Origin of the sequence: Vibrio pomeroyi (assembly GCF_024347595.1) — a bacterium.
Classification (GTDB): Bacteria; Pseudomonadota; Gammaproteobacteria; order Enterobacterales; family Vibrionaceae; genus Vibrio; species Vibrio pomeroyi.
In genome coordinates, this window is record NZ_AP025506.1 from 1591214 (window position 1) to 1615127 (window position 23914).

The following is a 23914-nucleotide window of genomic DNA, read 5'->3' on the forward strand; positions in this document are numbered from 1 at the left end:
TTCCTATTGCCACTCCTCCAAATCATGGTGGAGTCTTTATTAACTCATAAATGAAATGGAGGTTTTAAGTAAAGTTTACACTATATATCAAGGTTCTGTTTATTAATAAACTTGTTTGCATCGGAGTGAGGAAGGAACTTCATTCATTTAATAAATACTCAGACCGATAGGTGAAACTATGAGAACTTTCGCAAAATTATCAATCATATCTACAGCAATGATCATTACGACAACCGCTTTTGCTGCTGACCCAATGATGCAATACAACACCAAGCAGACTAACTCTGATATTCAAAAACTTGAGAAATTTGAATATCACGAGGGTGAAACCCTTGAAGAGTATCTGAGCAACCAACCTAAGGGGAACTTGTACTCTTCAGAAGAAGAGGTGCTTTCTGTGTTAATGGGCGGTGTAAATAATGGTGACTATCGCAAAGAAACCAATTCAGGTTGGAAAGAAGGCCTAATGTTTGAGGGCATTGCACCTTATGGCGATCACATGGTGTCGGGCGCAAACTGGTTCCCACGCACTGAAGAAGTTCAACCGGATGAAATGCGTGTCACGTTCATGGGAACATCACCAATGATTCGCCCGGGGCAGGCAAACACCTCGATATACGTAGAATTGGGTAACGGCTCTAACTTTGTCTTTGATTTAGGTGAAGGCTCTATTGCGAACTACGTAGCGGCGGGTGTCGCGATGAATGAGCTCGACCATATCTTCATTACTCACTTACACGTAGACCATTACGGCTCGTTACCTTACCTGTATCAATTTGGTGGTTGGAATGGTCGCTGGGAAAAGCCGCTTAACATTTATGGCCCGAGTGGTGCGACTCCAGAATATGGCACTCGTCATATGATTGAAGGCATGCAGCAAATGTTGAACTGGCACACCGATGCATTTGATGTGTTCCCATCAGGCAACGACATAGTGGTACACGAGTTTGATTTCCGCGACGACGGTGGCGTTATCTATGACCAAGACAATGTGGAAGTGATTCACTGGCGACGCAGTCACGCAAAAGATGGCGCGTCTGGTTACCGCTTGAATTGGACTCAAGATGACGGTCGAGTGCTTTCGTTTGTTTGGACAGGAGACGGTCGCCCAACCGAGTTGGATTTGAAATACGCAAAAGGCGCAGACTTGTTCATTACTGAACTGCAAACCGAAACGTTTGGTGTGTCTTCGATTATTCAAGGTGTGCCGCCATTCTTAGCACGTTACACCGTTGATACTCACCATACACCAGCGTACGCGGCGGGTTATGTGGCGAATGAAGTACAACCGCGCTTGTTCATGACAACGCACATGACATTCGACCCATATCTCAATGAGGAAACCGTTGCTGAGGTTCGCCACCATTGGCAAGGGCCTTACCACTTCGGTGCGCCAGATGGCATTGTCGTTAACATGACTAAAGATAATGCGTGGGTTCGTGAAGGTATTTTACCTGATTTCCCGAATGCGCGAGCGCCACAATTTGATATGGCAGATGGGTCTGACTTTAGAATCCCGTTGCCGAAAAACAGCCGTGAAGACATACAAGAACAAGAGATTCGTGATTTAGAGTTGGATCCAAAACTGTACTACCCAGAAGGCTACCACCCAGAGCTGTTAACAGAGTGGCCAGTCGACCGTGACATCGTGATCCCAGCTGAACAAGTACCAGAAGCAATGAAGCAAGGTATGAACACCAAGCAAGAATACATGGATAGAGTGCGTGCTCACCACAATCTTGAGCGCAAGTCGGTAAGTCGTCCAACTGAGCCTGGTGAAGGAGCAGGAACCGATAACAAATAGGGTATTTGCAGTGAGGGCTGATATTGCCCTCACATCCTAAAAAGTTAGGTAAACAAACCCATTCTCTTACTCAATCATAAAGCTATTGCTTACAACTTCTTTGCTTAGAATATCTGGAGTTCATTATGAAAAAATCAATTTTAGCGGTCGTTATCCTTTCTTTAGTGGCAGGGTCTGTTTTCGCTAACGGACAGTCAAATGCTCACAACTATCAACCTGGTGCGACGAATAACTCAGAACGATTAGCGGACATTGATCCTAACTACGAACTGACCTTACCTTCAGAAAAAGAAGGCTACACCATGTACGATAACCAATACATGTCAGATGGCGGCACCTACACAACGTACGTCAAACCGAACCCTTCCGATGCAATGCATGTTGCCGATGAAGGCTCACTAAAAATAACGCACGGTGAAGGTGGAGGCATTATGACGGAATACACAATAAAGGATGGCCAACACGCCTTTTCTGTTATGTGTGGATATACCTCGGGTCCTTCATTCTGGGCTGATGGAAAACCAGCGAAGGTATGTCAAGAGGCGCAAGCATTAGCGGTTGCCTTGGAAACAAAAGGGGAATGGGAGATGAAGCAGATGGCTTACACTAGCGCGCCAGCAAGAATCGTGGTTGATAAGTGATTCTTGTCTTCAGAACGCTTGTTATATCGAGCCTCGTTATCTAATCATATTGATTATTTGTCGTGAGATGAAGAGGCGCTCAGGCTGAAATATTCCTGATGTTCCCATCCGCTCATCTCACCAGAAGTTAAGCCAAACAACTAATCAAATTGTTCGCTCAAATTTAGAAGGTCTATCCATGAATAACACTATTAAATTATTGGCTATCGCATGTGTTTTACTTACTCCAATGCTTGTCTCGGCTGCCGAACATAATCACAGTCACAATCATTTCAACCCTGCACTAGAACAACTTGGTGATGACATTATTGGTCTAACCGTGTGCTACAAAAATGGTTATCTCTCTGATGAAAACCAAGAACCTGCTTTCATGAACCTTATCAACCACGCCAATGTGGAAGGAGAGGAGTTAGGGATGTTCTACATGGACAAGTTGGGCCCTAAAGCCGAGCAAATCATGAGTGATGATGAGGCTCGCCGTTTATGGACTGAAGATTATTGTGTTGATTTGACTGATACCTATTTGGACTCAGACAAGTTAGCTCAAAGAGCAAATGAACATCAAGGTCATTCCCACGGACACGATCATGGGCATTACCATAATCATGACCACCATGGACATGGCGATTTGACACCAGAGGTGCTTGAGCAAGATATCGAACGAGGGCGTTTACTCAGTATCAACTAAGCAAAGTAAAATAAGTGTACTTACTTTGTTAGCTCTTGGCACAAAATGGTAAGACTCGAATCGAGTGAGTGACTAGAATTATCTCAAACGAAACAAGTGAGCTAAGACGTATTCTGGTCACTTTATCTAATTCGAATGGATGCTTTAAAAACTCGAAAGAGGATTAATTAATGTACGAACTAACACTACTTCTAAGCTTAATGATCGGTGGCGCTGACAGCACGGCTGAAATGGAAATTAATACCCAATTTACGACTCTTGAGCAATGTAACGAAGAAGGCGCAGCGTTAACCGAGAAGTTAAATGCCACCGATCTTAAAGTGCTCCAAGTTCAATGTGAGCGTGACTAATCAAGAGAGCTAGTTTAACAATATGGGCACATATCTTTGTGTCCATATCACATCAACATAATAACTTATCCCTTACTCTCTCCATCTGAAACTCTTTCGTTAGCCACTACAAGTAAAACCATACTATTAACACGCCTTCGTCAAAATACTATTTCCCTTCCACTTGCTGTTTATATAATTTGAAACAATTTCATCTAACCTGTTGTTAAATATTTACTATTTGTTAGTGTGTTTAGGTGCACATTGAGGATGTGCATCACAATTAGTGAAGAATAATAGTAGGAGTTGCGATGAGTATTATAGTGAGACGGTCTGAACCGTCAGATGCAAAGGGAATCAAAGAAGTTTACGAATGCACTAATGCTTATTCCGGTACGCTGCAACTCCCAAATCCGTCTCTGGAAAGCTGGCAGAAACGAATCTCCAATATCCCTGATAACGTGTACTCCTATGTCGCGTTAATTGATGGAGAAATTGTCGGTAATTTAGGAATGGAAGTGTGTGTAAACCCGAGAAGGCGTCATGTTGCTTCATTCGGTATGGGTGTTAAAGACCATGTATTAGGCAAAGGTGTCGGCAGTCAGCTACTCGCAACCGCGATCGACTTGTGTGATAACTGGATTAACATCAAACGACTGGAACTCACAGTCTATACCGATAACGAACGAGCGATCAGCCTGTATAAGAAGTTTGGTTTCGTTATTGAAGGGGAGTCAGCAGGTTTTGCCTTTAGAAATGGCGAATATGTGGCGGCTTATCACATGGCTCGACTGGTATAGCGCTCGGTTTCTAACACACGGCTATAGCTAACACAGCTAGAGTTCTTTAATAGATAATAAAACGCCACGTTACAAGAACGTGGCGTTTTCTATTTCAGTCAACTGATGCTTTAAAGTGCTTCAGTTTTAACCTTACTTAAGCTGTAAGAGGCTCAAGGTTCGCAGGACGGTAATGTACAGATTTTAGTACCTTACCTTGGCGAACGGTTTTGCCTTCAGATACAAAATCTTCCGCACACTTAGCAATGATGTATTCGCCTTTCTGAACAGCCATCAGTTTGATGTTTTGCTCAGCGTAGAAAGCTTCAGTTTCTGCGTATTCTGTTTCGTTACGACACACTTTGCTCATGTTGCTTGAGTGTACTTCGTCCCAGCAAGGCAGAAAGTCGATTGAACGGTTTTTAGAAACATTCAACAGTAGGTCAATCAGGTAGCTGATTGCTAGGTTGTCTTCTACCTTAGCTTGGCCAAGGTGAACCAAACGTCCCATCAAAACATAAACGCTGTCTACAATAGCGTCCGCTTGTTCGATTTTAGAGTCAGCTTCTGCAAGTTCTGTCAGTTCTTCGATCGCTAGAGAGGTATGTAGCGTATCGCCTTTTTCGTCCATTGTTTCAGGAGCAGCAACAGGCAGATCAAAAGTACTGCGGAACTCTTCAATGTCGCGGTAAAGGTGATCGTAGATTTCTTGGCTTAGTTGAGAAAGGTTCATTTTCCTATCCATTCTGTTTCGTTAATGGATTATTTTATCAAAGCTGGGAATAGGGTGCTAACGCAAAGTGGAGGAAGTCGACTTTTATTCATTGGATCAATGAGGTATTTTGCACACAAACTAATTGATTATTATGTTTATTTACACTTTACTCTTTTAAATATACCAAATATTGATGTTGTCACTAACTTCGGCAGCAGTGGGATCCCAAGTATGCACCAAGCTAGTGAAAGTGAAATTGTTATACGCCGCTTGTACCAAATCACCAATGATTATCGAAAGGGTTTCGATATTCAGATTGCTCAGCTGCTTATCATGGGGCTTGAACGCTTCGATTTAGATATTGGTATTCTGTCTAAAGTAGACGGCAACACTTATCTAGTTGAACATTGCGTGACTCCAGAAGGTGTCGACTTAAAAAGCGGTGACATGTTCGACTACCGTTCGACCTATTGCGAAATTACCTGCAAATCGAGTGGACCTATTTGCATTGAACACTGCGGTAAACACAAAATCTACGCGAGACATCCTGCTTACCAATCCTTTGGCTTAGAATCTTATATTGGGATTCCTATTTTCGTCGACGACGAGCTCTATGGCACTCTCAATTTCTCGAGTGGTAACCCGTATTATCGCGAGTTCAAAGAGTTTGATATTGATGTAATGAAGTTGATGGCTTCATGGATTGAGGTGGAATTGGTCCGAAGGCAACAAGAGCACAAGCTGCAAGAGCTGAACGAGAAGCTAGAATACCAAGCTTTATATGACCCGCTCACACATCTACCGAATAGACGTTGTTTGTTCAAAACGTTGAATGCGGAAGTCGAGCAGCTCAAAGGCTCTTTAGGTAAGGGCACTTTGGCTGTTGTCGATATCGATTTCTTTAAACAGGTTAATGATACTTATGGTCACCAAATGGGTGACGTTGTGTTGAAGAAAGTGGCCAATGTTCTGAGCAACAACACGCAAGAAGGTGAGTTTGTCGCACGCTTCGGTGGTGAGGAATTCATTCTTTGGTACCCAAATAGTAATCCAAGCGGTGTTGAAGATAAGTTCAGATCGCTTTTGGAAGATATGAAGAAAATTACACTCGATAGAAAACCTGTCACGGTATCAATCGGAGCGTGTCATTTTGAATTGAGTACGGGTGATAGCAAAGGGGAAAGGATGTCGGCACTCGATTCTCTGATTAAAGTGGCCGATGAGTGTTTATATATCGCCAAACAAAATGGACGAGATCAGTTTGTATCTCGTCCATATCATCAAGAACGTGCAAGTTCGTAAACACGGAAAACGTATTGCATTTTCCGATTCGGAATCGCTTAACTAAATAGGTAAGGGAACAGTTTACGACGCTCTTCTGGCGTTAAAGACTCAACTCTCGCGATGTTGGTATCTGGGATCGCTTCAGGGTTAGGGTAGTGCTTCAGTACCTTTTCCATGCTTGCTTCACGAATCAAATGGTAAACAGGGTATGGAGAGCGGTTCGTTAGGTTTTCATCGTCTTCTGGATCCGCACCACCAAAGCAATAGTCAGGGTGGAACGTTGCCACTTGGTAAACGCCTTCCCAGTCCTGCTGTTTGATCAGCGCTTCAACCCAATCAATGAACATGTTGTAGTCAAAGAAATCTTGCAGCATGTTAGGAACCACCACCAAGGTCGTCTCTAACTCAGCAACTGGCGTGTTATCTAACTCTACGAAATGCGTCATTATGTCTTCTAGTAACGCTTCTTCCGTATTCGCTTCACTCACAAAGATCTTAATCTGTTTATTACGTTGTGGCTTGGCTGCGAATGGGCACAGGTTTAGGCCAATAACAACATCGTCTAACCATTGTTTTACTTGGTCATGGATGGTTTGAAGATCTGTGCTTTGAGTGTTCGACATAACAGGTTCCGAAATGAAATTTTGCGTAGGATATCAGAACGAACGTCAATCAAAAGCAATAATTCATTGGATACCTTGTCTTAGTTAAGCTTCGGCTAGTTTAGAAGTCGATACTTGCAACTGTTTTAACTGATAGACCCATGCAAATATCGCGACATAGAAGATAGAACCGCCCGCTATCACACCGTTCCAGCCAAATAACTGCCAGCAGTACAAGAGCAAGAATCCACCTAAACTACCGCCAATATAATAGTGAACCAGATAGAGCGCGGTCGCTGTAGCCTTAGCGCTTGGGGCTTTTTGGCTCACCCAAGAGTAGGCAAGGGTATGTGCGAAGAAGGCTCCGCCACTAATCAGTAGTAAACCTGCAAGCATGAACGGCACTTTATCGACAGCAGAAACCAACATTCCGATTAAGCTGATACACACGCCCATTAAGATTCCGTTTAAAGGATCAAAGCGAAGTGTCCATTTGTTGGATAGCTTAGAGCTGACAGTACCAGCCAAGTAACAAAGGAATATGAGTGAGGCCAAACCAACAGGTACTGAGTGCGGTTCGGATACCAGTCTAAAGCCCATTACAGAGTACAGGTTAACAAACAGGGCGAAGTTGGCGCCGCCAATCAACATAGCAAGCCACAAAGTACGGTTTCTTAAGTGCATCACGACTGATCGGTTGTGATGAAAGAACAGCCCTTTTTGAGGTTTGAAATTCTGTTGGTCAGGCAAGCGATAGGCAATAAAGAGTGCACCAAGCAATGAACCGACAACGAAAAACAACACCGTTGCATGCCAATCGAAATAGTCTGTGATTAAGCCGCCTAATACACGCCCGAAGATGCCACCTAAAGAGTTGGCCGCAATATAACCGCCAATCGCGACAGCAAAGGCTTTGGGTGTTAACTCTTCGACCATATAAGCAACCGCCACACCAGCAAACGCTGCTACTGCGATGCCCATGAACGCGCGCGCAATTACGAGTTGTAGCAAGGTAGTCGTGAACACCATGCTTAACCCTATTAATGGGATAGCGAACAGGCTGAACAGAATGATAGGTTTACGACCAAAGGTTTCAGAGGCAATTGCCCAAGGTACCAAGCTAATCGAAAGGCCGAGTGTTGTAGCAGCAAACAACCAGTTGATTTGGGTTTCTGATACTTGGAAGTGTTCTGCCATGTGCGGCAAGATAGGTTGAAAAAGGTAGAGGTTACAGAAAATGATAAACGAACCAATCGCCAATGATTGGGTGATTCGTTTGTATTGAGAACTGCCTTTATCAAACATCTACGTAGCGCCTGTACGAGTAATTAAGCTATTTGTGAACAAGTTATCAGCACAATGGTGATTAAAGAAATATATTAAAAATATCACCTCTATATATTTAATATATCAGCATGCTTGAATCAAAACCCCTTCGACATTTTCTAGCCGTAGCTCAATTTGGCAACTTCACGCAGGCGGCTAAAGCGCTGCATATTGCACAGCCTGCATTGAGTATCTCCATAAAAAAACTCGAACAAACGTTGGAGTTAGTTCTATTTCGTCGCGGAGACAAATCTGTCACCTTAACCGAAGAGGGAAAGGTGTTGTTTGAGCATGCCAAGCGAATCGCCCAACAGTTTGATGATGCGCAGCTTGCGATGAACGAGTTAAAGGGGTTGGAGAAAGGTGAGGTGCGGTTAGGAGCACCAAGCATGATGGGGAGTTACTTTTTCCCACAGGTGGTGATGGCCTTTAAAAGCCAATACCCAAACCTGAAGTTAACGCTGATTGATGCGGGTACAGCTTCGATACGCGAGATGCTATTAAACGGTGAACTCGATATTGGGGTGATCAATCATGAAAATGTGCCAGATGATCTCGAAACCGACCACCTACTTAGTTCTGAGATGTTAGCCGTTGTAGGCAAAGAACACCCATTAGCATCGCAACCATCCATTACTTTTGAAGAGTTTTTCGCTCAAGAGCTGATCATGTTCAAGTCGGGTTATTTCCACCGGGATTTTATTGATGCGACCTGCAAGAAATACGATCTAGATATGACCATCGCGTTCGAGACCAACTTATTACCGATGATTCTGTCTATCGTGAAACGGGAATTCGCGATTACGGCACTGCTAAGCTTAGTCACAGAGTACGAAGAAGATGTGGTAGGCGTGCCATTCAAAGATCCTGTGAAACTTAATCTCTCATTGGCTTGGAGGAAGGAGGGTTATTTGTCGAAAGCAGACCGAACCTTTATTGATTTCGTAAAGCAGTATGTGTGATGAATTCTTGTCAAACGAGCTAGTAATTTGAACCAAGGTCACACTTTAGCGGGCGAGTTGCGACTGGTGTCACGTTTTGAGTCTTAAATATTAACGGCTTATAATTTACTAAGTACGTGTAATACTCAATAATCACTATACCTTTTGAGTATGGCATACTGATTTTATGAAATGTGAATGTAAAGAGCAAAAACTGGTTAGGATTCATCGAACGTTTATGGATCGTTTCTTCGGTATTAAGGGGCGATACCAGTGTGTCAATTGTGGTACGGTCTTCAAAATTAAAGGCTAATAATTAATCCGATTTAAAGCTAGTACACATTAGTCTTTATCTTCGCTTTGTCATATAGGCCTGTATCTAACGGGTCTAGTGTTTTTCGTTGTCGAACAGTCCCGCATTTATCGTCTAAAGTGTGTTTGGTTGTCGATTAGTCGATTTATATTCAAATCTAATTCAAACTCTTCAAATTACATTCATCCTATTTCACCTGTTGTCCTCATCGATTTGTTAGTAGTCTCTTCGTCTAACCTAATGTTTTTTAAGGTAAGTAGCTTTAAGATTTGTTTTGATATGATAGTTTTAATGTTAGTTATATTATTTACAGAAAAACGTGTGTCCTGCGATATGGTTACCTGAGATTTACTAAGACATATTGCTTACCAATCAGTTATTAATTTGGTAATCGCAGAACAATGAAATGTACGTGTAAAGATCAAAGGCTCGTTAGAGTTCACCGAACAATATTGGACAGATTTTTGGGTATTAAAGAAAGGTACAAGTGCGCTGCTTGCGGTGCGTGTTTAAGAGTAAAAGGTTAACCTTGCTCAAGGTTGGTAACTGGCTGTTATAAGAGTATAAAACAAAGCCCGTAGATCCTTATTCGGATCTGCGGGCTTAGCTGTATAGAAGTATGACGGCTCAGAGTACGTTAGGTGTTCTTAGAGTTATACATCTTATCGAAGTTCTTCTGATTCCATCCGACCATCACTTGGTCGCCGATTTTCAGTACAGGGATAGAGCGAGCACCCATTGCCTGTAACTCTTTACGGCCACGTTGCATTTTTGCATTCGTTAGGCGGTAAACAATTTTCTTAGAGTCCAAATAGCGTTGGGCATCTTTACAGTGTGGGCATTTGTCTGCGACGTACAATACAACACGTTTCATTTTTTCATTCTCTTGGTGAATCTCGCTAAAGTGTAACGAATCCTAGGTGATTAGAAAAGTGTGATCAGTTACACTATGCGGCTCAATTTTCAAGACCACAACGTATTGTCGTGGCGTAACTTGTACGGTCTTTCAGAATGCATCCTTCTTTACGCTATATTCAAGGCTATCCTAAGCACATTATCGACCCTGTGACTCAACTTGTAGAGTCGGGTAAATTGGTGCCGTGGTTTGAAGCTCGCTATCCAAATAATCATGAAATAAAAAGCGAGAAAGCTCTTTTTGATTATGCGATTGAGATTAAAAATCGCTACATGAAGAAAACACCACCGATCAGCAAAGTGATTTATGACGGGAAGATACACCTAATCAATAATGCATTAGGCCTTCACTCTTACGTTGCCAAGAATCACGGTGGCAAGATCAAATCGAAGAATGAGATTCGTATCGCCAGTGTCTTTAGAAATGCACCAGAGCCGTTGCTTCGAATGCTGGTCGTGCATGAACTGGCGCACATCAAAGAGAAAGAGCACGACAAAGCCTTTTACCAACTATGCTGTCACATGGAACCGGAATATCACCAACTTGAATTGGATGCCCGTTTATTCATGATGTATTTAGATTTAAAGAAGTAGCCCAATGAGCCAATCACAAAATAGAACTACGCTAAGCCTGTCGAAAAACAGCGCCTCTGATAAAAACCGTAACAGTGCGGATTCAAAAGCGGCTGGACAGAATAAATCCAAGCGCGTTTCTGGTAAACCAACCAATAATAAAGGCGGAGCGGGTAAAGCACCGTTTAAGAAAGGCACTTCGAATAAGAGCGCATCAAATAGATCGAACGGTTCGCAAAAGCCTTCTGGCTCGAAACGTACGGGTGGTTCGAAACGTAACAAGAATAATGCTAAACCAGTGGGCGGACTGCACCCGAGAAACCAGCACACAGGTCGCTACGACTTCGAGTTACTAGTTGCCGCATTACCTGAGTTGAAAGAGCACTTGATTAAGAATCCTGTTGGTGAAGATACGATCAACTTCTCTGAACCATTGGCGGTAAAGTTACTCAACAAGGCACTGCTAGCGCATCATTATGGCGTTAAGCATTGGGACATTCCCGCGGGTTACCTATGTCCGCCAATCCCAGGCCGAGCGGATTACATTCATAGAGTGGCAGACATTCTTAACAGCGATGGTCAAGGCGAACCTTATAATCATGCTTCTGTGAAGGCGTTGGATATTGGTGTTGGTGCAAACTGTATTTACCCAATCATTGGTACGACTGAATACAAATGGCGTTGTACGGGCACAGATGTTGACCCTGTATCCATCAAAACTGCAAACTTCATTGCAGAAAGTAACGCGAACCTAAAAGGCAAGATCCGAGCGCGCTTGCAAGCAGACTCTGAAGCCATCTTTAAAGGCGTGATTAAGGATAATGAACGTTACGATGTCACTATTTGTAACCCTCCATTCCACGGTTCTTTAGAAGAAGCGGAAAAAGGGTCACAGCGTAAGCTTGATAATCTAGCAGCAAACCGAGCTAAGAAAGCAGGTAAGTCATTCAAGCCAGAATCTAAAAAATCGCAGGCGAAGCAAGACAAGCCAACCTTAAACTTTGGTGGTCAAAAAGCGGAGTTATGGTGTCCAGGTGGTGAAGCGGCTTTCATTATGAAAATGGCGAGAGAGAGCCAGCAGTTTGCAACGCAAGTGCTGTGGTTTACGACTCTGATTTCTAAGAAAGACAACGTAGACATGATTCGTTCAGAGCTTGGTAAGTTGAGAGCAAAACAAGTGAAAGTAGTAGAGATGTCGCAAGGCCAAAAGGTGAGTCGCTTTGTAGCGTGGACCTTTATGGACGACGAGCAAAGACAAGAGTGGATTGCACTTAAATAACACTTTAATACCAGAATGTACCTAATAGCTTGAATAAGAAAACGGGCTTGTTGTTTATTCAACAAGCCCGTTTTTTATATTCTAGTGAGTCTAAGTAGAGAGCAACTCATCTAACTTGGTTTGGTACTTCTTCTCAAGTGCACTGTTTCCCGTTTTGTTTTCTAGATCGATCAATATTTGAAGGGATGGAATTTGATAGCCATAGCGCTGGTGGAACTTGAACAGACGAAGCCTTGCGTCATTATAATCTTCTTCACTTACTTCAATCTTTGATAGCTGCAATATCGACTTTGCTCGATTCGGATCGTGGTCAATAGCACGTGTGAAGTAATACTTTGCTTGGTCAGTATTACCGGCTTTAAACGCGCAAAAGGCCGCATTCTCATAACTGGCAGATACGAGATAATAATAGGGTTGGTCGATAGCTCTGTTGAAGTATTTGTCAGCCTGCTCATACTCGCCTTGTTTACACAAAAACGTACCGTAGTTATTCAATACATTTCCGTTTCTTGAATCTAAACTCAGCGCTTTTCGATACGTGGATCTTGCTTCATCGACTTCGCCTACTTGTTCATAATAATGCGCCATGGAGAGGCGGGCGCGGTAATAGCTGGGTGCGTGTTGGATGGCAAGTTCTAGGTTCTCGCGCGCTCTGACCATATTACCTTGCCCCATGTAGCCTAAGCCTAATTCAATACGAGATTCAGACATCGCGATAGGGTCACTTTCTATTTTGGGCGGGCCTTCGGTGACAGAAACACAGCCAAGCATGGATAGAGAGGCGAGTAGTGCAACACTTGTTGATAATCGGGAATATGAAAACAATGACTTGGCAGACATGTGAAGCTCCTTATGAACACCAGACAATCATATGAAATTGGCTAACATAAGGTGGTAAATCAATGGTGGAATGCGACCCACTCACCATAAAAAAGCTGCGTCCGATAGGCTATTGTTATAGTTCGACTAATCAATAGCTTACCGAGCGCAGCTTTAAGGGACTGATTAAAAAGCTTGTTATTAATCGTCTTTAGTGAAGTTCTCTTCGCTGAAGTGATCCAAATCGTAAGGCGTTTGTTGGTAAACACAATAGTTGAGCCAATTTGAGAACAGCAAATGTCCATGGCTTCGCCAGCTCGCAACAGGCTTGTTGTCTGGGTTGTTGTTTGGGTAGTAATTAATTGGAATAACAGGCTCCATGCCTTCACCCAAATCACGAATGTATTCATTGTGAAGCGTATGAGCATCGTATTCAGGGTGACCAGTCACAAACACGTTTCGCTTGTCTTTGGTTGCCGCCAGGTACACACCCGCCACGTCTGAAGTCGCAAGTACATCAAGGTCGGTATGCTCTGCTAGATACTCTGGTGAGAAATCCGCATATCGAGAGTGTGGTGCTAAGAAGGTATCATCAAATCCACGCAGAATTGGGTGGTAAGGGTTATGAATCTCGTGGTTGTAAACACCGGACAGCTTCTCTTTACGAGTACGCTTCGGCAAATCATACAAAAGCTTTAAGCCCGCTTGAGCAGCCCAGCATACATAAAGTGTGGACGTAACATGCTTGTTAGCCCACTCCATGATGGTTTTCAGGTGATCCCAGTAGATAACATCTTCAAATTGAACCAAACCCAACGGAGCGCCAGTGATTATTAGTCCATCAAAGTTACGGTTTTTTACCATCTCAAATTGGCGGTAAAAGTTATCTAGGTGTTCAGTTGGTGTGTTTTTACTTGGTCGGTCATCAATGCGTAACAGCTCAACATCCACTTGCAATGGGCTGTTTGATAGTAGGCGTAAGAATTGAGTTTCAGTTTCAATCTTCTTCGGCATTAGGTTGAGGATCAAGACTCGAAGTGGACGAATTTCCTGTGTCGATGCTCTTGATAGCGGCATCACAAAGATGTTTTCTTCACGAAGAACATCGGACGCTGGCAATTGATCTGGAATGCGAATAGGCAAAGCTTTCTCCCTAAGCTAGATATGTAGACGTCTATACATCTAAATCTATAGTAGTTTAATACGCTTGTCGATATACAAAATGGATAGTTGTAAATTATTTGTGTTTTTTATCAGAAGCAACACATCGATTTTTAAGGCATATCATCACGTTGTTTGTCGATTCGGGTAATGCTTGGAGAGTTGTATAAGTGGGTAGGATAGGGGCAGTTTTCAGAGCGCCCCGTTATTAATTAAGATAAACTCATGTTTTCAAATTAGCCTGTAAAGTGATTGATGAAGTTAATACTCATTCGAGGGTTGCCCGGTTCGGGTAAGTCAACAAAAGCGAAAACCTACGATGCATTACATGTCGAGGCGGACATGTATTATGTGAATGAACAAGGTGAGTACCGTTTTGATCCTAGGCAGTTACAGCAGGCTCATGAGTGGTGTCAGAACACGGCTGAAAATGGTCTAAAGCAAGGTCTTGATGTTGTGGTCTCAAATACCTTCATCAAACAGTGGGAAATGAAAGCCTATCGCCAACTTGCGCTTAAATACAAAGCGGATTTGGTTATAGAAGTATGCCGAGAGCAATATGGCACTATTCACGACATTGAACCTTCAGTGATTAAGCGAATGGCGAAAGATTGGCAAGAATAGCCTCGTGCTTCTCCAGTTTGATTGGCTGAATGGCACATAGATTAAATTAATAGAACAACACCAAGGTAACGATTCAAATGGCAAAGCGCTCTGTTGTAGTCGACATGACTTCTTATGGTATTTATTCCACATGGGATTCTAAATCTAAAGACCTTCCAAAAATCCAAGAGTTTACCACTACGGTCGATGCTGAAATTGACGTTGAGTTTGGCTATATCTTGAATATCAAAAAAGCAAAAGGCGAAAAGATCCGTTACTGCATCTACCATCCGAACATCACCACCGACAAAGGCGAAGTACTTGAACCGTTCGATGGCGAAGAGTACGTCGGCAACAATGACTGGGATTTCTACCTAGGTGACACCATTTGGGCACCTGTCTCAAACAAGCTCGGTAAATGGCGTATGACGGTCGAGCTAAAAGGTAACATCATTGCAGACAAGACATTCGACCTAGTAGCAAAAGATGAAGGACAGTTTTGGAAGCGTAGGGGTTTCTAGATTCGAACTTCTGGCTAAATTCAGATAATAAAAAGCCGAGTCACATGTGGACTCGGCTTTTTGATATCAGCTAGATGATGTTCACCATCTAGCTCACAAATAAGATTATTGTGTTACGTAAGCGACAACAAACTCAGTGATAGCGACCATGTCTTTCACTGCGATGTACTCTTCTGTGGTGTGAACTTTTGCCATACCAGTCGATAGGTTAACGGTTGTTAGACCTTTAGCATTGAAGTTGTTTGCGTCACTACCGCCACCAGTGCGTTTGGTGTTTGCCGTTACGCCAAGTTTCTCGAATGCTGATTTGATCGAAAGAATATGCGGGTGATCATCAGCAATAACGAACGCATCGTAAGCACGAGTTGATTCGATTTCTACTTCAGCACCGAATTGCTTCGCGCTTTCTTCGAATGTCGAGCTCATGTGCTCAACTTGTGCAGTTAGCTTTTCTCCGTTTAGAGAACGCGCTTCAGCAACCACTTTAAGTTCTGGCATTACGATGTTAGTCGCTTGACCGCCTTCAACAATACCAACGTTTGCTGTTGTTTCTTCATCGATACGAAGCAGGTTCATCTTAGTGATCGCGTCTGCTGCCACTTGAATTGCGCTGATGCCTTCTTCTGGTGCTAGACCAGCGTGAGCAGGGCGACCTTTGATCTTCGCAACGATTTTCTGTTGGCCAGGTGCTGCATTTACGATAGTGCCGATCGGGCCGCCTGTATCTAGTACAATTGCGTGCTCAGATTGGATGTAAGACATATCGAAGTTCAAAGAACCGAATAGACCGCCTTCTTCGAATACTGTGAATGCGATTTCAATCGTTTTGTGTGCTTGGCCTTCAGTTTGGATTACGCGAACTGCTTCCATGATAGCCGCAATACCAGACTTATCGTCACCGCCTAGGATTGTGTTGCCTTTTGAGCGGATGATGCCGTCTTCGATGATTGGCTCAATGCCGATACCTGGCGTTACTGTGTCCATGTGGCAGCTGAATACTGTGCTACCTGGAAGTGTGCCATCTAAGCGCGCGTAGATGTTGAAACCGTTTGATACTTCTTCTGGAACAGCCAGTTTATGTACGTCAAAGCCTAGTTCGCCTAGCTGCTCAGCCAGCGCTTCAGCGATAGCTTTTTCGTTGCGTGATTCACTATCGATTTTCACAAGATCGCAGAAATGGTCGACAAGACGTTGTTCATTAATTTGGGTCATTGTTAATTCTCATTATGGTTCCGCTCTTTCCTTAGAAGTCACGGCTATAGGAACAGGAAAATCACTATAACGCCTTTTTGTAGGATGATTGTCTGCGTTAAATCAAGAAAGTCGCCTGATTATTCCAATTAATGAGAAAAACACGACTCAGTTCGACCAATAGACAACATTTTAATCTGTATATTGCTCGGGTATACTGCATAACCCATTTCAATAAGTGAGCCTTAAGATAAGCATGCAATCTATGACGGCATTGATATATGAATAAAAACAACGTTTTAGGATCGTTTCTGCTCGTTGTTACAATGAGTGCCGTGCTTGGTCTTTATCTTTTGTATCCTTTAAACGAGGTTGATTTGAGCAAGCCTCAAGTCCATGACACCTCTGTCTACACCCCTGAGAAAGAGCTTTCCCAAACAGAATATGGGAAAAAGCTGATTCATATCCTCGAATTGTCACGCAGTGATCCTATTTTTGCCTCAAAAGAGCTTAACAAGCTGCCAAAGTTAAGCGCTGCTGAAGACTTAGCCATTTATCAAGCCTACCGACTCATGATCTTGTCCAATGTGGCGCAACATCAACAAGATGCTAAAGCCGTAATGACATGCCTAGATCAAATCAAAACGCTGGCAGATCAGGAAGGAATGCAGTGGTTGAAATCACAATCATTGGTTGAATCTGCGATTGAATATCTCAAAGAAGGGGAGCTCGCAACTGCTGAAATCCAGATTCGATCAGCGATAGGGATAGCAGAATCGATTCGTTACGATGAGTTGCTGGTTAAAGCCTATAACACGGCTGGTGCGATTAACAATGTGCGTAACGATCTACAAGATGCACAGTACTTTTTCCATAAAGGCCTGCAGTTAGGTAAGCAATATCCCAAGCATATATATAATAGCAAGCTGATGTCGAATATGGCATTACTCTACATTTACTTGGAAGATTGGCCGAAGGCTTTACGCATTATCGAGAAGGCTAAAAAGCTCTATTTCGATAGCGGCTTACTTGAAGATGAAGCGATTGGGATACTCTATATCAATGAGTCATTCAGTCATCTCAGTAGTGGAGATGTCGTAAAAGGGCGTATTGCTTATGAGAAAGCAGAAGCGCTCAATAGTGAAAAAGTCAGCAATCGCTATAAAATCCTCTTGCTCAGAGCCTACAGTGATGTGTTGCTTTCAGAAGGGAACTTCAATACTGCATTAGCCATAACGAATAAGTGCCTTCATTCGATGGGCATTGAAAAGTACACACTTCAAAATGGTCAGTGTTATCTGAACCGTGCTTTGGCCAAAATGAGGTTGAATCAGGGTGACCTTCTACTCAATGACCTTGAGCGAGCGTTTACGATGTTTGAAGTTGTTGGTAGCCGGAGTTGGAAAGTGTTGGGCTTAAGAACACTCGGTGAATACTACGAATCTCAAGGTGATCTAGAAACCGCTCTGTATTACTTCAAACAATATTACCATGGTAATAAAGCGTTGCTTTTCGACAAGCGCCAGAGCGATATTTTCCTATTAGAGCAAGACTTCGCAAAAGTTACCCTTGAGCAAGAAAACGAGCTACTTAATACAGAAAAAGACCTTAATAAGTTAGTGCTAGAAAAGCAGCAACTCAGAAACCGTATTGTAGTGGCATTGATCATAATGATCGGTATTAGCGCTGCGTTATTGATGGTTAGGCTGCGGTCTATACAGAGGGCAAACAAAGCGTTGTTGGCTCAATCGACGACATGTGAGTTAACCGGGTTATACAATAGACGCTACTTGGAGCAATTGCTGGCCGACCCCATGCCTTTTAACGATACATCGTTTGGCATCAGCCTAGCTATTCTCGACTTGGATTACTTTAAGCAAGTTAATGATACCTATGGGCACGATGTGGGTGACCAAGTGTTGGTTGAGGTGGCAAGGCGTATTCAACAACATTTGTTCCCCAATGATGTTGTCGCTCGTTGGGGCGGAGAAGAGTTTGTTTTACTGCTGTCGGGAGCGCTAGATCCTCAACAGCAGCTAGAAATCATTCGTTCAGCGATTGCTCAAACGCCGGTGGATACGTCCTCTAAACCCCTAAGCATTACTACCTCGATAGGGGCTTCGATTAATATCACTCCTGAGCAACTCAATAGTGATACCTATAAAAAGCACCTGAAAGCGGCGGATGATGCGCTTTATGAAGCGAAAGAATCGGGTCGAAACCAAGTTGTGTCTTTTAAGAAATAACGAATAGTGCGAATAAGAGCTAACTAATCAGAACAAAAAAGGTAGTTAGCTTCTAGAATGCGATGTTAACTCAATAACAGAAACAGAGATCCAACTTGTTCTGTATTAGACGCTGTCTGGCGTGCCTTCTGTGCTAACCGTGGTGTTCTGATTAGCTATGTGGACTAGGCTAACACCCAATAGATGTTCTACTTGCCTGTGCGCACTCTCCCCAAGATGAAGCGCGATAACGTTACTGAGATTTGTCATCAATCGCTGAGAGAAAAAGCAGTGCTCAGAGCGAATCACAGAGTGATGAAAAACTAATTTAAGAATTGCACTGAATTCACTATTCAGAAGTGCTTTACGCCACGATTGTTCTAACTGGCTGCTCCCTTCATTTATGATCAAACGATTAATCAATTGTTTTAAAAAACGTCCCTCTAACGCGGTTAGGAAGTCAGTTTTCTTTGGGAAGTGATGGCTTATCCCCGTTCTCGATAATTCAGTTGCGAGACTGAGAGTCGTGTATGACATGTTTTCATAGCCGACAGTCAATAACTGTTGGTTGGCGTTATCGAGGATGAGTTGGATAGTGCGACTGGTGTCGACCTTACTGCGCTTAGCCATGAGTAGGAAAGTCTTTATTGGAAAGTGAAGAAAAAACTATACGCTTATATGGGGCGTCATTCCATATGATGAAGCTAAAATTATCTTAAATCTTAGTTTTATATTTTGAGAGTGGAGCTCTGTTTTATATTTAGCACTGTCATACGTTTATATTTCAGTATAAGTCGTTGCGTTTTACAAAATGAGAGGCTAGGTAGCGGGTATAAAAAAGCCATTCTGATCATGGGGAAGATAAGAATGGCTTCTATGTGTTTTGGAATCGCAATTATCAAAGTTTGAGTGAAATAAGGGGTTAATTTGCGATGTCTCTTAGTCATTAAGTGTACTTGTTGAGATGAATTACTTAGCAATACCTTGCAGCAACTCAACCAGTTCACCTTCTGTTGCTGGCTCTTTCGCGAGTTCAATCACCGCAGAAGATCCGCCTTTTAACATGTAAGCTTGGGTTCCACAGTGGTCATAGTGGAACCACTTACCATCTACACATACGTCGGTATAACATCTTGGGTCTTGTTTGAGTTCCATATCAATTTCCTTATTAACATTTGGCTAACGTTTTTCAGGCTAATTGATTACAAATTGGCGTAATTTGATCTAAATCAATTTGGTGGTTGAATCATCGAAGAATGTTCAAATTGGAGAGCTACGTCTAGATCTCAAAACTCACAATCAAGCACTTAGCGAACTGGTATTGTTCAAAGGGCGTGATTAGCATTAACAACTGATTCTCTTTTTCTTGCCACTTGGTCGTTTTCTACTTACGCTACAAACTCTTTTTATCTCCCTATTTACGTGACCGTGTTCAGAAATGACTAATATTTTTATCGTTGTAGTGGTGCTTGTTGTCTTCTTTTACTTCATCCAGAAGTACGTATTCAAACACGACGACACTAAAGACCATGCTTATCAAAAGAAAGGGGCGTTGCTCAATATGCAGCAAGCCACTTTTTACAATGCGTTGACCTCGGCCGTTGGTCATCATGGTGTTGTGTTTGCTAAAGTGAATATGGCGAATGTACTCGCACCAGCCAAGACAAACACCAAAAAGAACTGGTTTATTGCTAATAATAAGATATCGCGTAGCTACTTTGATTTTGTGGTCTGCGACCCAAGAACATTAGAACCACGAGTGATCATCGAACTGGATAACGGCAAAGAGTTAAACAAAGGCAAAGTTGACCGCGAAAAACTGCTTATTCATGTATGTAAGTCTGCGGGCTTGCCGCTCATTGGCGCGTCAGTAAAACACAGTTACCAAGTAAGCCGTTTGAAGAGACTGCTCGCGACGCATATCGATCTGATCGAGCCTGCCAAAGAGGTTCGATTCTGTAAGAAGTGTGGCAGCCCAATGATCATCAAACTCGCAAGCCAAGGTGACTATAAAGGCCGACGGTTCTTTACGTGTAGCCGCCAACCTAACTGTACTTACACCGAAAACTATAACGTTGTATTCGATGTGGACGACGAATAGCGCAAAGTAGGGCACATCTCTGAGTGTGATGTAACTCAACTTTATTTACGTTTCACGTCTAAAAATTCAACGTATTGATGCGAATAAGAGCAAACGGTTGATTCAAGTGTAATTTCTACTTGCGCCACAATAAATCAGTCGTTAATATCTTCCTCGTTCTAAAGGAATGCGTCCGTAGCTCAGTTGGTTAGAGTACCGCCTTGACATGGCGGGGGTCGGTGATTCGAGTTCACTCGGACGCACCATTCCTTTTTTAGTTTTTATTGCATAACTATTGAGTTTGTCACAATGGTAGTAATAAGAAATTAGAACATCGCCCGCTTAGCTCAGTTGGTTAGAGTACTTGCATGACATGCAAGGTGTCACTGGTTCGAGTCCAGTAGCGGGCACCAAATTCGTTCTTCATGAACAAACAAAATAGCCCACCTAGCGTGGGCTTTTTTGTGTCTGGAATTCCTCTCATAACTGCTATACAACCTTCCAGTTCTTATGAGCCCCTGTGTGTCTTGCCAGACTGCGTTGTAGACCTAATGAGGTTTCATGTGTATCTGCATCAAGGGGGGGAATGTAGTCAATAACCATCAGCCTAGTTTTACTCGTCTATATCGCTTGTATGAAGTTAGGCGAAAGCTAAGTCACCTCAGGTGACTAGAGACGGATATTCACCTAAGTAACCCACTAGTGAGCTTGTAGATGACGAATCGACAATCCCGACTCATTTCCTCGAATTACTACCAAGCTCTTATCCCCCCAGATTTCGCGATCAGCAAATGACGAATAAGCGGATAAATACTCTTAAGTTATTTTTATCAATTAAATCGAAGCCGTGAGAGGTTATAGCTGTCGTTAAGTTTTAATTGGTGAGCTATAGAATAAACAAAATGTAACGACGTCAATTATATTTATTATCTATGATTTATTTCGGAACTATATCAAGATGTATGGTTTTATTAGTATCAATCTCGAAGTTGGCTAATGTACCAGTACGTGATTACCAGAATTTAAGAGAGCGTTATTGAGCTAAATCAGCAACAAATGTTTGCTTATATTGAGTACTGGTTTGTAGCTCCTTTTTGATCCACTGATTAAACAAGCTAAAGTCAGAATGTATTTGCCAGAAAAGGGATGCAATAACTCGTTTACCAAAAAAGTCAGGGTGATCGGTAATAACCTTAAGTTTATGTTCTTTGATATTACCTTCAATAAGAAACCCCGGAACAAAAGCGATGCCTTTTTGAGCTTTACATAAATCGATGATGGTTCCTAAATCATCCAGTCGCCATAGGTTGTATGCTGCGATGTTAGACAAGTTAAGCAGCTCTTCACAACCGTCCATTAATAGCACTCGCTGTGACGGTGCGTGAGACTTTAAGGTCACCAAGTCTTCATGAGCCACCCACCAGCAGTTAACGTGGAATAGCTCCTCGATGTTGAAGTCGTAATTGGTCTTGTGGTACGGGTTACCCAACGCTAGGTCTATTTTCCCTTCATTTATATAGTTACCTAACACGAAGCTGGGTTTCGTCACTACAAGTAAGTCTACATTCGGGAATGCTTCCGAGAATGCTAATAGTGTCTTCTTTACGTTTTTATTGAACACCAATGGATCAATACCCACGCGGTAAACTATCTGGTCAGATATATTCATCTGCTGGGCAACGGTGATTAATTCCCGATATTTTGATACCACAGGTAAAGATAATTGGAATAGGCGTTCCCCTTTCTCTGTTAACCAGACTTTAGAGTGTTCTCTATTAAATACATTGAAACCTAAGTCTGACTCAAGATTTTGAACAGCTGTGCTAACTGTTGACTGTGATTTTCCAAGCTTGCGTGCAGCAGAGCTAAATGAACCTTCTTCAACTACTGCTATGAACGAAACAATATTTTCGAAATGTAGTTTCATGATTCGACTAACCTTTGACACAAAGAAATTATATTTATTATTGTTTGTTGATTCGAAGAACAATAGCGTGATGATACTTGTATTTCAACAGGTTTTATAATGAATAATAAAGCCTAATAAATTATCAATTGGGTTATATCTAAAGGTTATATAAGTTGTATATAACAAAAAAGATTGAGCTACATCTTACTTTTTCAAGTTTATAAATTTAAATTAATATAGATTTTTGACAGCGTTTTTAACTGTAACTCATTGTTGAGAAAAGATTTGTTACGTTTTCTTTTAACTTTGGTGTTTTTATTTTGATCAATTTTCGCTCTACCTATTGATAAAGTCGATAGGGGGTATTTTCCCCAGAGTGGGTGGGCTAATTATAATGGCGACGAATTTTCAACAGCCCTTATAGGAACAAATAATGATTACTAAGCTATACGTGAAAACAAGCATGTTTTTATCACAATTCAAGAACGATGAGCGCGGCGTAACTGCGATTGAATATGGTCTTATTGCTGTTGCAATGGCTGTGTTAGTTACTACAGCGGTAGGTGCTGATGGCTTTATTGGCAAGCTAGAAGGTGCTTTTGAACAAGTAGCTACAGCTATCGATACAGCTAGCAGCTAACATCAAGCCTTATTGGCTAATGTAGAAGATATCGAGAGATATTTATGCCAGACCTATGTTTACATTGGTCTGGCTTGGTTAATTTACGATGTAAAATAAGATTTGTTCTAACCAAATTTAGGTGGTATTTCCAATTTTTAGTCATGAATTGTATTTAGTGACTTTGGCAATATTGAGTATATATGTGTCAGCTACTGATTTTCTCTATCGTAAGATACAAAATTACGCCCTGTTCGTACTACTCTTCTTGCAGTGTTTCATATCCCCATTAGATATCCAAATTATGAGTTTCTTACTGATGTTAGGTGGAGGACTTATTCTATATAAGCTGATTTGGATTGGAGCGGGTGATATTAAATACGTCGTTATTTTGTCACTTACCATCCCTGTTAATGACTTATTATTGGCGTATATTCTGACGGCTTTTGCTGGTGGTATTTTAGCGCTTGCTTATCTAATAAGTAAAAAATTAATAAGAGGAAATGCCCATAAGCAAGAGGGTATTCCATATGGAATAGCAATTAGCATTGGATTTTACTTAGTAATTTTAACTCAATCTACGCCACATATATGAAC

25 protein-coding genes and 2 tRNA genes are annotated in these 23914 nt (G+C 42.2%); 17 read left to right on the forward strand and 10 right to left on the reverse strand.

What is annotated here, in order from left to right; translation table 11 throughout:
• Window positions 1-178: 178 nt before the first annotated feature.
• From gntH to OCV12_RS07145, 5 genes are all read left to right on the forward strand, one after another.
• Complete coding sequence (gene gntH, locus OCV12_RS07125) at window positions 179-1804, forward strand: guanitoxin biosynthesis MBL fold metallo-hydrolase GntH (RefSeq protein ID WP_050650037.1); 1626 nt, start codon at window positions 179-181, stop codon at window positions 1802-1804.
• Window positions 1805-1929: 125 nt separating this feature from the next.
• Window positions 1930-2445, forward strand: coding sequence for a hypothetical protein (locus OCV12_RS07130; RefSeq protein ID WP_176681362.1), 516 nt, complete (start codon window positions 1930-1932; stop codon window positions 2443-2445).
• Window positions 2446-2623: 178 nt separating this feature from the next.
• A complete protein-coding gene (locus OCV12_RS07135) occupies window positions 2624-3133 on the forward strand; it encodes a hypothetical protein (protein ID WP_261885758.1) in 510 nt (169 codons plus the stop codon).
• A gap of 170 nt (window positions 3134-3303) precedes the next feature.
• Window positions 3304-3483, forward strand: a complete 180-nt coding sequence (locus OCV12_RS07140) for a hypothetical protein (RefSeq protein WP_261885759.1) — start codon at window positions 3304-3306, stop codon at window positions 3481-3483.
• A 290-nt stretch (window positions 3484-3773) separates the two neighbouring features.
• The gene (locus OCV12_RS07145) at window positions 3774-4262 is read left to right on the forward strand and encodes a GNAT family N-acetyltransferase (protein ID WP_261885760.1); all 489 of its coding nucleotides are present in this window, start codon (window positions 3774-3776) and stop codon (window positions 4260-4262) included.
• Between the two features lie 136 nt (window positions 4263-4398).
• On the opposite strand, the gene OCV12_RS07150 is transcribed toward OCV12_RS07145, so the two are convergent.
• Window positions 4399-4974, reverse strand: coding sequence for a nucleoside triphosphate pyrophosphohydrolase family protein (locus OCV12_RS07150; RefSeq protein WP_017059167.1), 576 nt, complete (start codon window positions 4972-4974; stop codon window positions 4399-4401).
• Between the two features lie 213 nt (window positions 4975-5187).
• Here OCV12_RS07150 and OCV12_RS07155 point away from each other — a divergent pair, with 213 nt between their 5' ends.
• The gene (locus tag OCV12_RS07155; protein ID WP_210448839.1) at window positions 5188-6258 is read left to right on the forward strand and encodes a sensor domain-containing diguanylate cyclase; all 1071 of its coding nucleotides are present in this window, start codon (window positions 5188-5190) and stop codon (window positions 6256-6258) included.
• Window positions 6259-6296: 38 nt separating this feature from the next.
• Here the strand turns inward: OCV12_RS07155 and OCV12_RS07160 are convergent, their stop codons facing one another.
• A complete protein-coding gene (locus tag OCV12_RS07160) occupies window positions 6297-6863 on the reverse strand; it encodes a DUF1415 domain-containing protein (protein ID WP_065584218.1) in 567 nt (188 codons plus the stop codon).
• A gap of 84 nt (window positions 6864-6947) precedes the next feature.
• Window positions 6948-8147 carry an MFS transporter gene (locus tag OCV12_RS07165; protein WP_261885761.1) on the reverse strand — a complete coding sequence of 400 codons (1200 nt, stop codon included), beginning with the start codon at window positions 8145-8147 and terminating at the stop codon, window positions 6948-6950.
• Between the two features lie 110 nt (window positions 8148-8257).
• Between OCV12_RS07165 and OCV12_RS07170 the strand changes: the two genes are divergently transcribed.
• On the forward strand, window positions 8258-9130 hold the full coding sequence (locus OCV12_RS07170) for a LysR family transcriptional regulator (protein ID WP_261885762.1): 873 nt from the start codon (window positions 8258-8260) through the stop codon (window positions 9128-9130).
• A gap of 929 nt (window positions 9131-10059) precedes the next feature.
• Here OCV12_RS07170 and OCV12_RS07175 read toward each other — a convergent pair.
• The gene (locus OCV12_RS07175) at window positions 10060-10296 is read right to left on the reverse strand and encodes a glutaredoxin family protein (RefSeq protein ID WP_016786183.1); all 237 of its coding nucleotides are present in this window, start codon (window positions 10294-10296) and stop codon (window positions 10060-10062) included.
• Window positions 10297-10433: 137 nt separating this feature from the next.
• On the opposite strand from OCV12_RS07175, the gene OCV12_RS07180 reads away from it, so the two are divergent.
• The gene (locus tag OCV12_RS07180) at window positions 10434-10931 is read left to right on the forward strand and encodes a YgjP-like metallopeptidase domain-containing protein (protein ID WP_161680468.1); all 498 of its coding nucleotides are present in this window, start codon (window positions 10434-10436) and stop codon (window positions 10929-10931) included.
• 4 nt (window positions 10932-10935) lie between these two features.
• Window positions 10936-12189: a 23S rRNA (adenine(1618)-N(6))-methyltransferase RlmF gene (gene rlmF, locus OCV12_RS07185; protein WP_261885763.1), complete on the forward strand. Its 1254-nt coding sequence runs from the start codon at window positions 10936-10938 to the stop codon at window positions 12187-12189.
• Window positions 12190-12279: 90 nt separating this feature from the next.
• Here rlmF and pilW read toward each other — a convergent pair whose 3' ends face one another.
• Together pilW and metA are read right to left on the reverse strand one after the other, a co-directional pair.
• The gene (gene pilW / locus OCV12_RS07190) at window positions 12280-13029 is read right to left on the reverse strand and encodes a type IV pilus biogenesis/stability protein PilW (RefSeq protein ID WP_261885764.1); all 750 of its coding nucleotides are present in this window, start codon (window positions 13027-13029) and stop codon (window positions 12280-12282) included.
• A 180-nt stretch (window positions 13030-13209) separates the two neighbouring features.
• Window positions 13210-14151 (reverse strand): homoserine O-acetyltransferase MetA, encoded by a 942-nt coding sequence (metA, locus tag OCV12_RS07195; RefSeq protein WP_004739682.1) that lies wholly within the window; start codon window positions 14149-14151, stop codon window positions 13210-13212.
• 273 nt (window positions 14152-14424) lie between these two features.
• Here metA and OCV12_RS07200 point away from each other — a divergent pair, with 273 nt between their 5' ends.
• Window positions 14425-14793, forward strand: a complete 369-nt coding sequence (locus OCV12_RS07200; protein WP_019824119.1) for an ATP-binding protein — start codon at window positions 14425-14427, stop codon at window positions 14791-14793.
• A 77-nt stretch (window positions 14794-14870) separates the two neighbouring features.
• Window positions 14871-15293, forward strand: coding sequence for a DUF3859 domain-containing protein (locus OCV12_RS07205; RefSeq protein WP_019824122.1), 423 nt, complete (start codon window positions 14871-14873; stop codon window positions 15291-15293).
• A gap of 105 nt (window positions 15294-15398) precedes the next feature.
• Here OCV12_RS07205 and OCV12_RS07210 read toward each other — a convergent pair whose 3' ends face one another.
• A complete protein-coding gene (locus OCV12_RS07210) occupies window positions 15399-16505 on the reverse strand; it encodes a M20/M25/M40 family metallo-hydrolase (protein ID WP_261885765.1) in 1107 nt (368 codons plus the stop codon).
• Between the two features lie 260 nt (window positions 16506-16765).
• On the opposite strand from OCV12_RS07210, the gene OCV12_RS07215 reads away from it, so the two are divergent.
• Window positions 16766-18730 carry a tetratricopeptide repeat-containing diguanylate cyclase gene (locus tag OCV12_RS07215; RefSeq protein WP_261885766.1) on the forward strand — a complete coding sequence of 655 codons (1965 nt, stop codon included), beginning with the start codon at window positions 16766-16768 and terminating at the stop codon, window positions 18728-18730.
• Window positions 18731-18835: 105 nt separating this feature from the next.
• Here OCV12_RS07215 and OCV12_RS07220 read toward each other — a convergent pair whose 3' ends face one another.
• Together OCV12_RS07220 and OCV12_RS07225 are read right to left on the reverse strand one after the other, a co-directional pair.
• Window positions 18836-19339 carry a TetR/AcrR family transcriptional regulator gene (locus OCV12_RS07220; protein ID WP_261885767.1) on the reverse strand — a complete coding sequence of 168 codons (504 nt, stop codon included), beginning with the start codon at window positions 19337-19339 and terminating at the stop codon, window positions 18836-18838.
• A 339-nt stretch (window positions 19340-19678) separates the two neighbouring features.
• On the reverse strand, window positions 19679-19864 hold the full coding sequence (locus OCV12_RS07225) for a hypothetical protein (RefSeq protein ID WP_239829420.1): 186 nt from the start codon (window positions 19862-19864) through the stop codon (window positions 19679-19681).
• Window positions 19865-20147: 283 nt separating this feature from the next.
• On the opposite strand from OCV12_RS07225, the gene OCV12_RS07230 reads away from it, so the two are divergent.
• The 3 genes from OCV12_RS07230 to OCV12_RS07240 all read left to right on the forward strand — a co-directional run bounded on the left by OCV12_RS07230 (window position 20148) and on the right by OCV12_RS07240 (window position 21202).
• A complete protein-coding gene (locus tag OCV12_RS07230) occupies window positions 20148-20810 on the forward strand; it encodes a DUF2726 domain-containing protein (RefSeq protein WP_239847714.1) in 663 nt (220 codons plus the stop codon).
• A 168-nt stretch (window positions 20811-20978) separates the two neighbouring features.
• Window positions 20979-21055, forward strand: a tRNA-Val gene (locus OCV12_RS07235).
• 70 nt (window positions 21056-21125) lie between these two features.
• Window positions 21126-21202 (forward strand) — tRNA-Val (locus tag OCV12_RS07240).
• A gap of 620 nt (window positions 21203-21822) precedes the next feature.
• On the opposite strand, the gene OCV12_RS07245 is transcribed toward OCV12_RS07240, so the two are convergent.
• The gene (locus OCV12_RS07245; protein WP_261885768.1) at window positions 21823-22716 is read right to left on the reverse strand and encodes a LysR family transcriptional regulator; all 894 of its coding nucleotides are present in this window, start codon (window positions 22714-22716) and stop codon (window positions 21823-21825) included.
• 415 nt (window positions 22717-23131) lie between these two features.
• Between OCV12_RS07245 and OCV12_RS07250 the strand changes: the two genes are divergently transcribed.
• Window positions 23132-23338 (forward strand): Flp family type IVb pilin, encoded by a 207-nt coding sequence (locus tag OCV12_RS07250; RefSeq protein WP_123283226.1) that lies wholly within the window; start codon window positions 23132-23134, stop codon window positions 23336-23338.
• A gap of 148 nt (window positions 23339-23486) precedes the next feature.
• Complete coding sequence (locus OCV12_RS07255) at window positions 23487-23912, forward strand: prepilin peptidase (protein WP_261885939.1); 426 nt, start codon at window positions 23487-23489, stop codon at window positions 23910-23912.
• Window positions 23913-23914: the final 2 nt, after the last annotated feature.

Coding starts and splice junctions, on each gene's coding strand:
- OCV12_RS07155 (WP_210448839.1), top strand. CDS start 5,188: ATGCACCAAGCTAGTGAAAGTGAAATTGTTATACGCCGCTTGTACCAA.
- OCV12_RS07215 (WP_261885766.1), top strand. CDS start 16,766: ATGAATAAAAACAACGTTTTAGGATCGTTTCTGCTCGTTGTTACAATG.
- rlmF (WP_261885763.1), top strand. CDS start 10,936: ATGAGCCAATCACAAAATAGAACTACGCTAAGCCTGTCGAAAAACAGC.
- OCV12_RS07210 (WP_261885765.1), bottom strand. CDS start 16,505: ATGACCCAAATTAATGAACAACGTCTTGTCGACCATTTCTGCGATCTT.
- OCV12_RS07230 (WP_239847714.1), top strand. CDS start 20,148: ATGACTAATATTTTTATCGTTGTAGTGGTGCTTGTTGTCTTCTTTTAC.
- OCV12_RS07170 (WP_261885762.1), top strand. CDS start 8,258: ATGCTTGAATCAAAACCCCTTCGACATTTTCTAGCCGTAGCTCAATTT.
- OCV12_RS07150 (WP_017059167.1), bottom strand. CDS start 4,974: ATGAACCTTTCTCAACTAAGCCAAGAAATCTACGATCACCTTTACCGC.
- OCV12_RS07160 (WP_065584218.1), bottom strand. CDS start 6,863: ATGTCGAACACTCAAAGCACAGATCTTCAAACCATCCATGACCAAGTA.
- OCV12_RS07180 (WP_161680468.1), top strand. CDS start 10,434: ATGCATCCTTCTTTACGCTATATTCAAGGCTATCCTAAGCACATTATC.
- OCV12_RS07220 (WP_261885767.1), bottom strand. CDS start 19,339: ATGGCTAAGCGCAGTAAGGTCGACACCAGTCGCACTATCCAACTCATC.
- OCV12_RS07200 (WP_019824119.1), top strand. CDS start 14,425: ATGAAGTTAATACTCATTCGAGGGTTGCCCGGTTCGGGTAAGTCAACA.
- pilW (WP_261885764.1), bottom strand. CDS start 13,029: ATGTCTGCCAAGTCATTGTTTTCATATTCCCGATTATCAACAAGTGTT.
- OCV12_RS07140 (WP_261885759.1), top strand. CDS start 3,304: ATGTACGAACTAACACTACTTCTAAGCTTAATGATCGGTGGCGCTGAC.
- OCV12_RS07245 (WP_261885768.1), bottom strand. CDS start 22,716: ATGAAACTACATTTCGAAAATATTGTTTCGTTCATAGCAGTAGTTGAA.
- OCV12_RS07250 (WP_123283226.1), top strand. CDS start 23,132: ATGATTACTAAGCTATACGTGAAAACAAGCATGTTTTTATCACAATTC.
- gntH (WP_050650037.1), top strand. CDS start 179: ATGAGAACTTTCGCAAAATTATCAATCATATCTACAGCAATGATCATT.
- OCV12_RS07165 (WP_261885761.1), bottom strand. CDS start 8,147: ATGTTTGATAAAGGCAGTTCTCAATACAAACGAATCACCCAATCATTG.
- OCV12_RS07205 (WP_019824122.1), top strand. CDS start 14,871: ATGGCAAAGCGCTCTGTTGTAGTCGACATGACTTCTTATGGTATTTAT.
- OCV12_RS07145 (WP_261885760.1), top strand. CDS start 3,774: ATGAGTATTATAGTGAGACGGTCTGAACCGTCAGATGCAAAGGGAATC.
- OCV12_RS07175 (WP_016786183.1), bottom strand. CDS start 10,296: ATGAAACGTGTTGTATTGTACGTCGCAGACAAATGCCCACACTGTAAA.
- OCV12_RS07130 (WP_176681362.1), top strand. CDS start 1,930: ATGAAAAAATCAATTTTAGCGGTCGTTATCCTTTCTTTAGTGGCAGGG.
- OCV12_RS07135 (WP_261885758.1), top strand. CDS start 2,624: ATGAATAACACTATTAAATTATTGGCTATCGCATGTGTTTTACTTACT.
- OCV12_RS07225 (WP_239829420.1), bottom strand. CDS start 19,864: ATGGAACTCAAACAAGACCCAAGATGTTATACCGACGTATGTGTAGAT.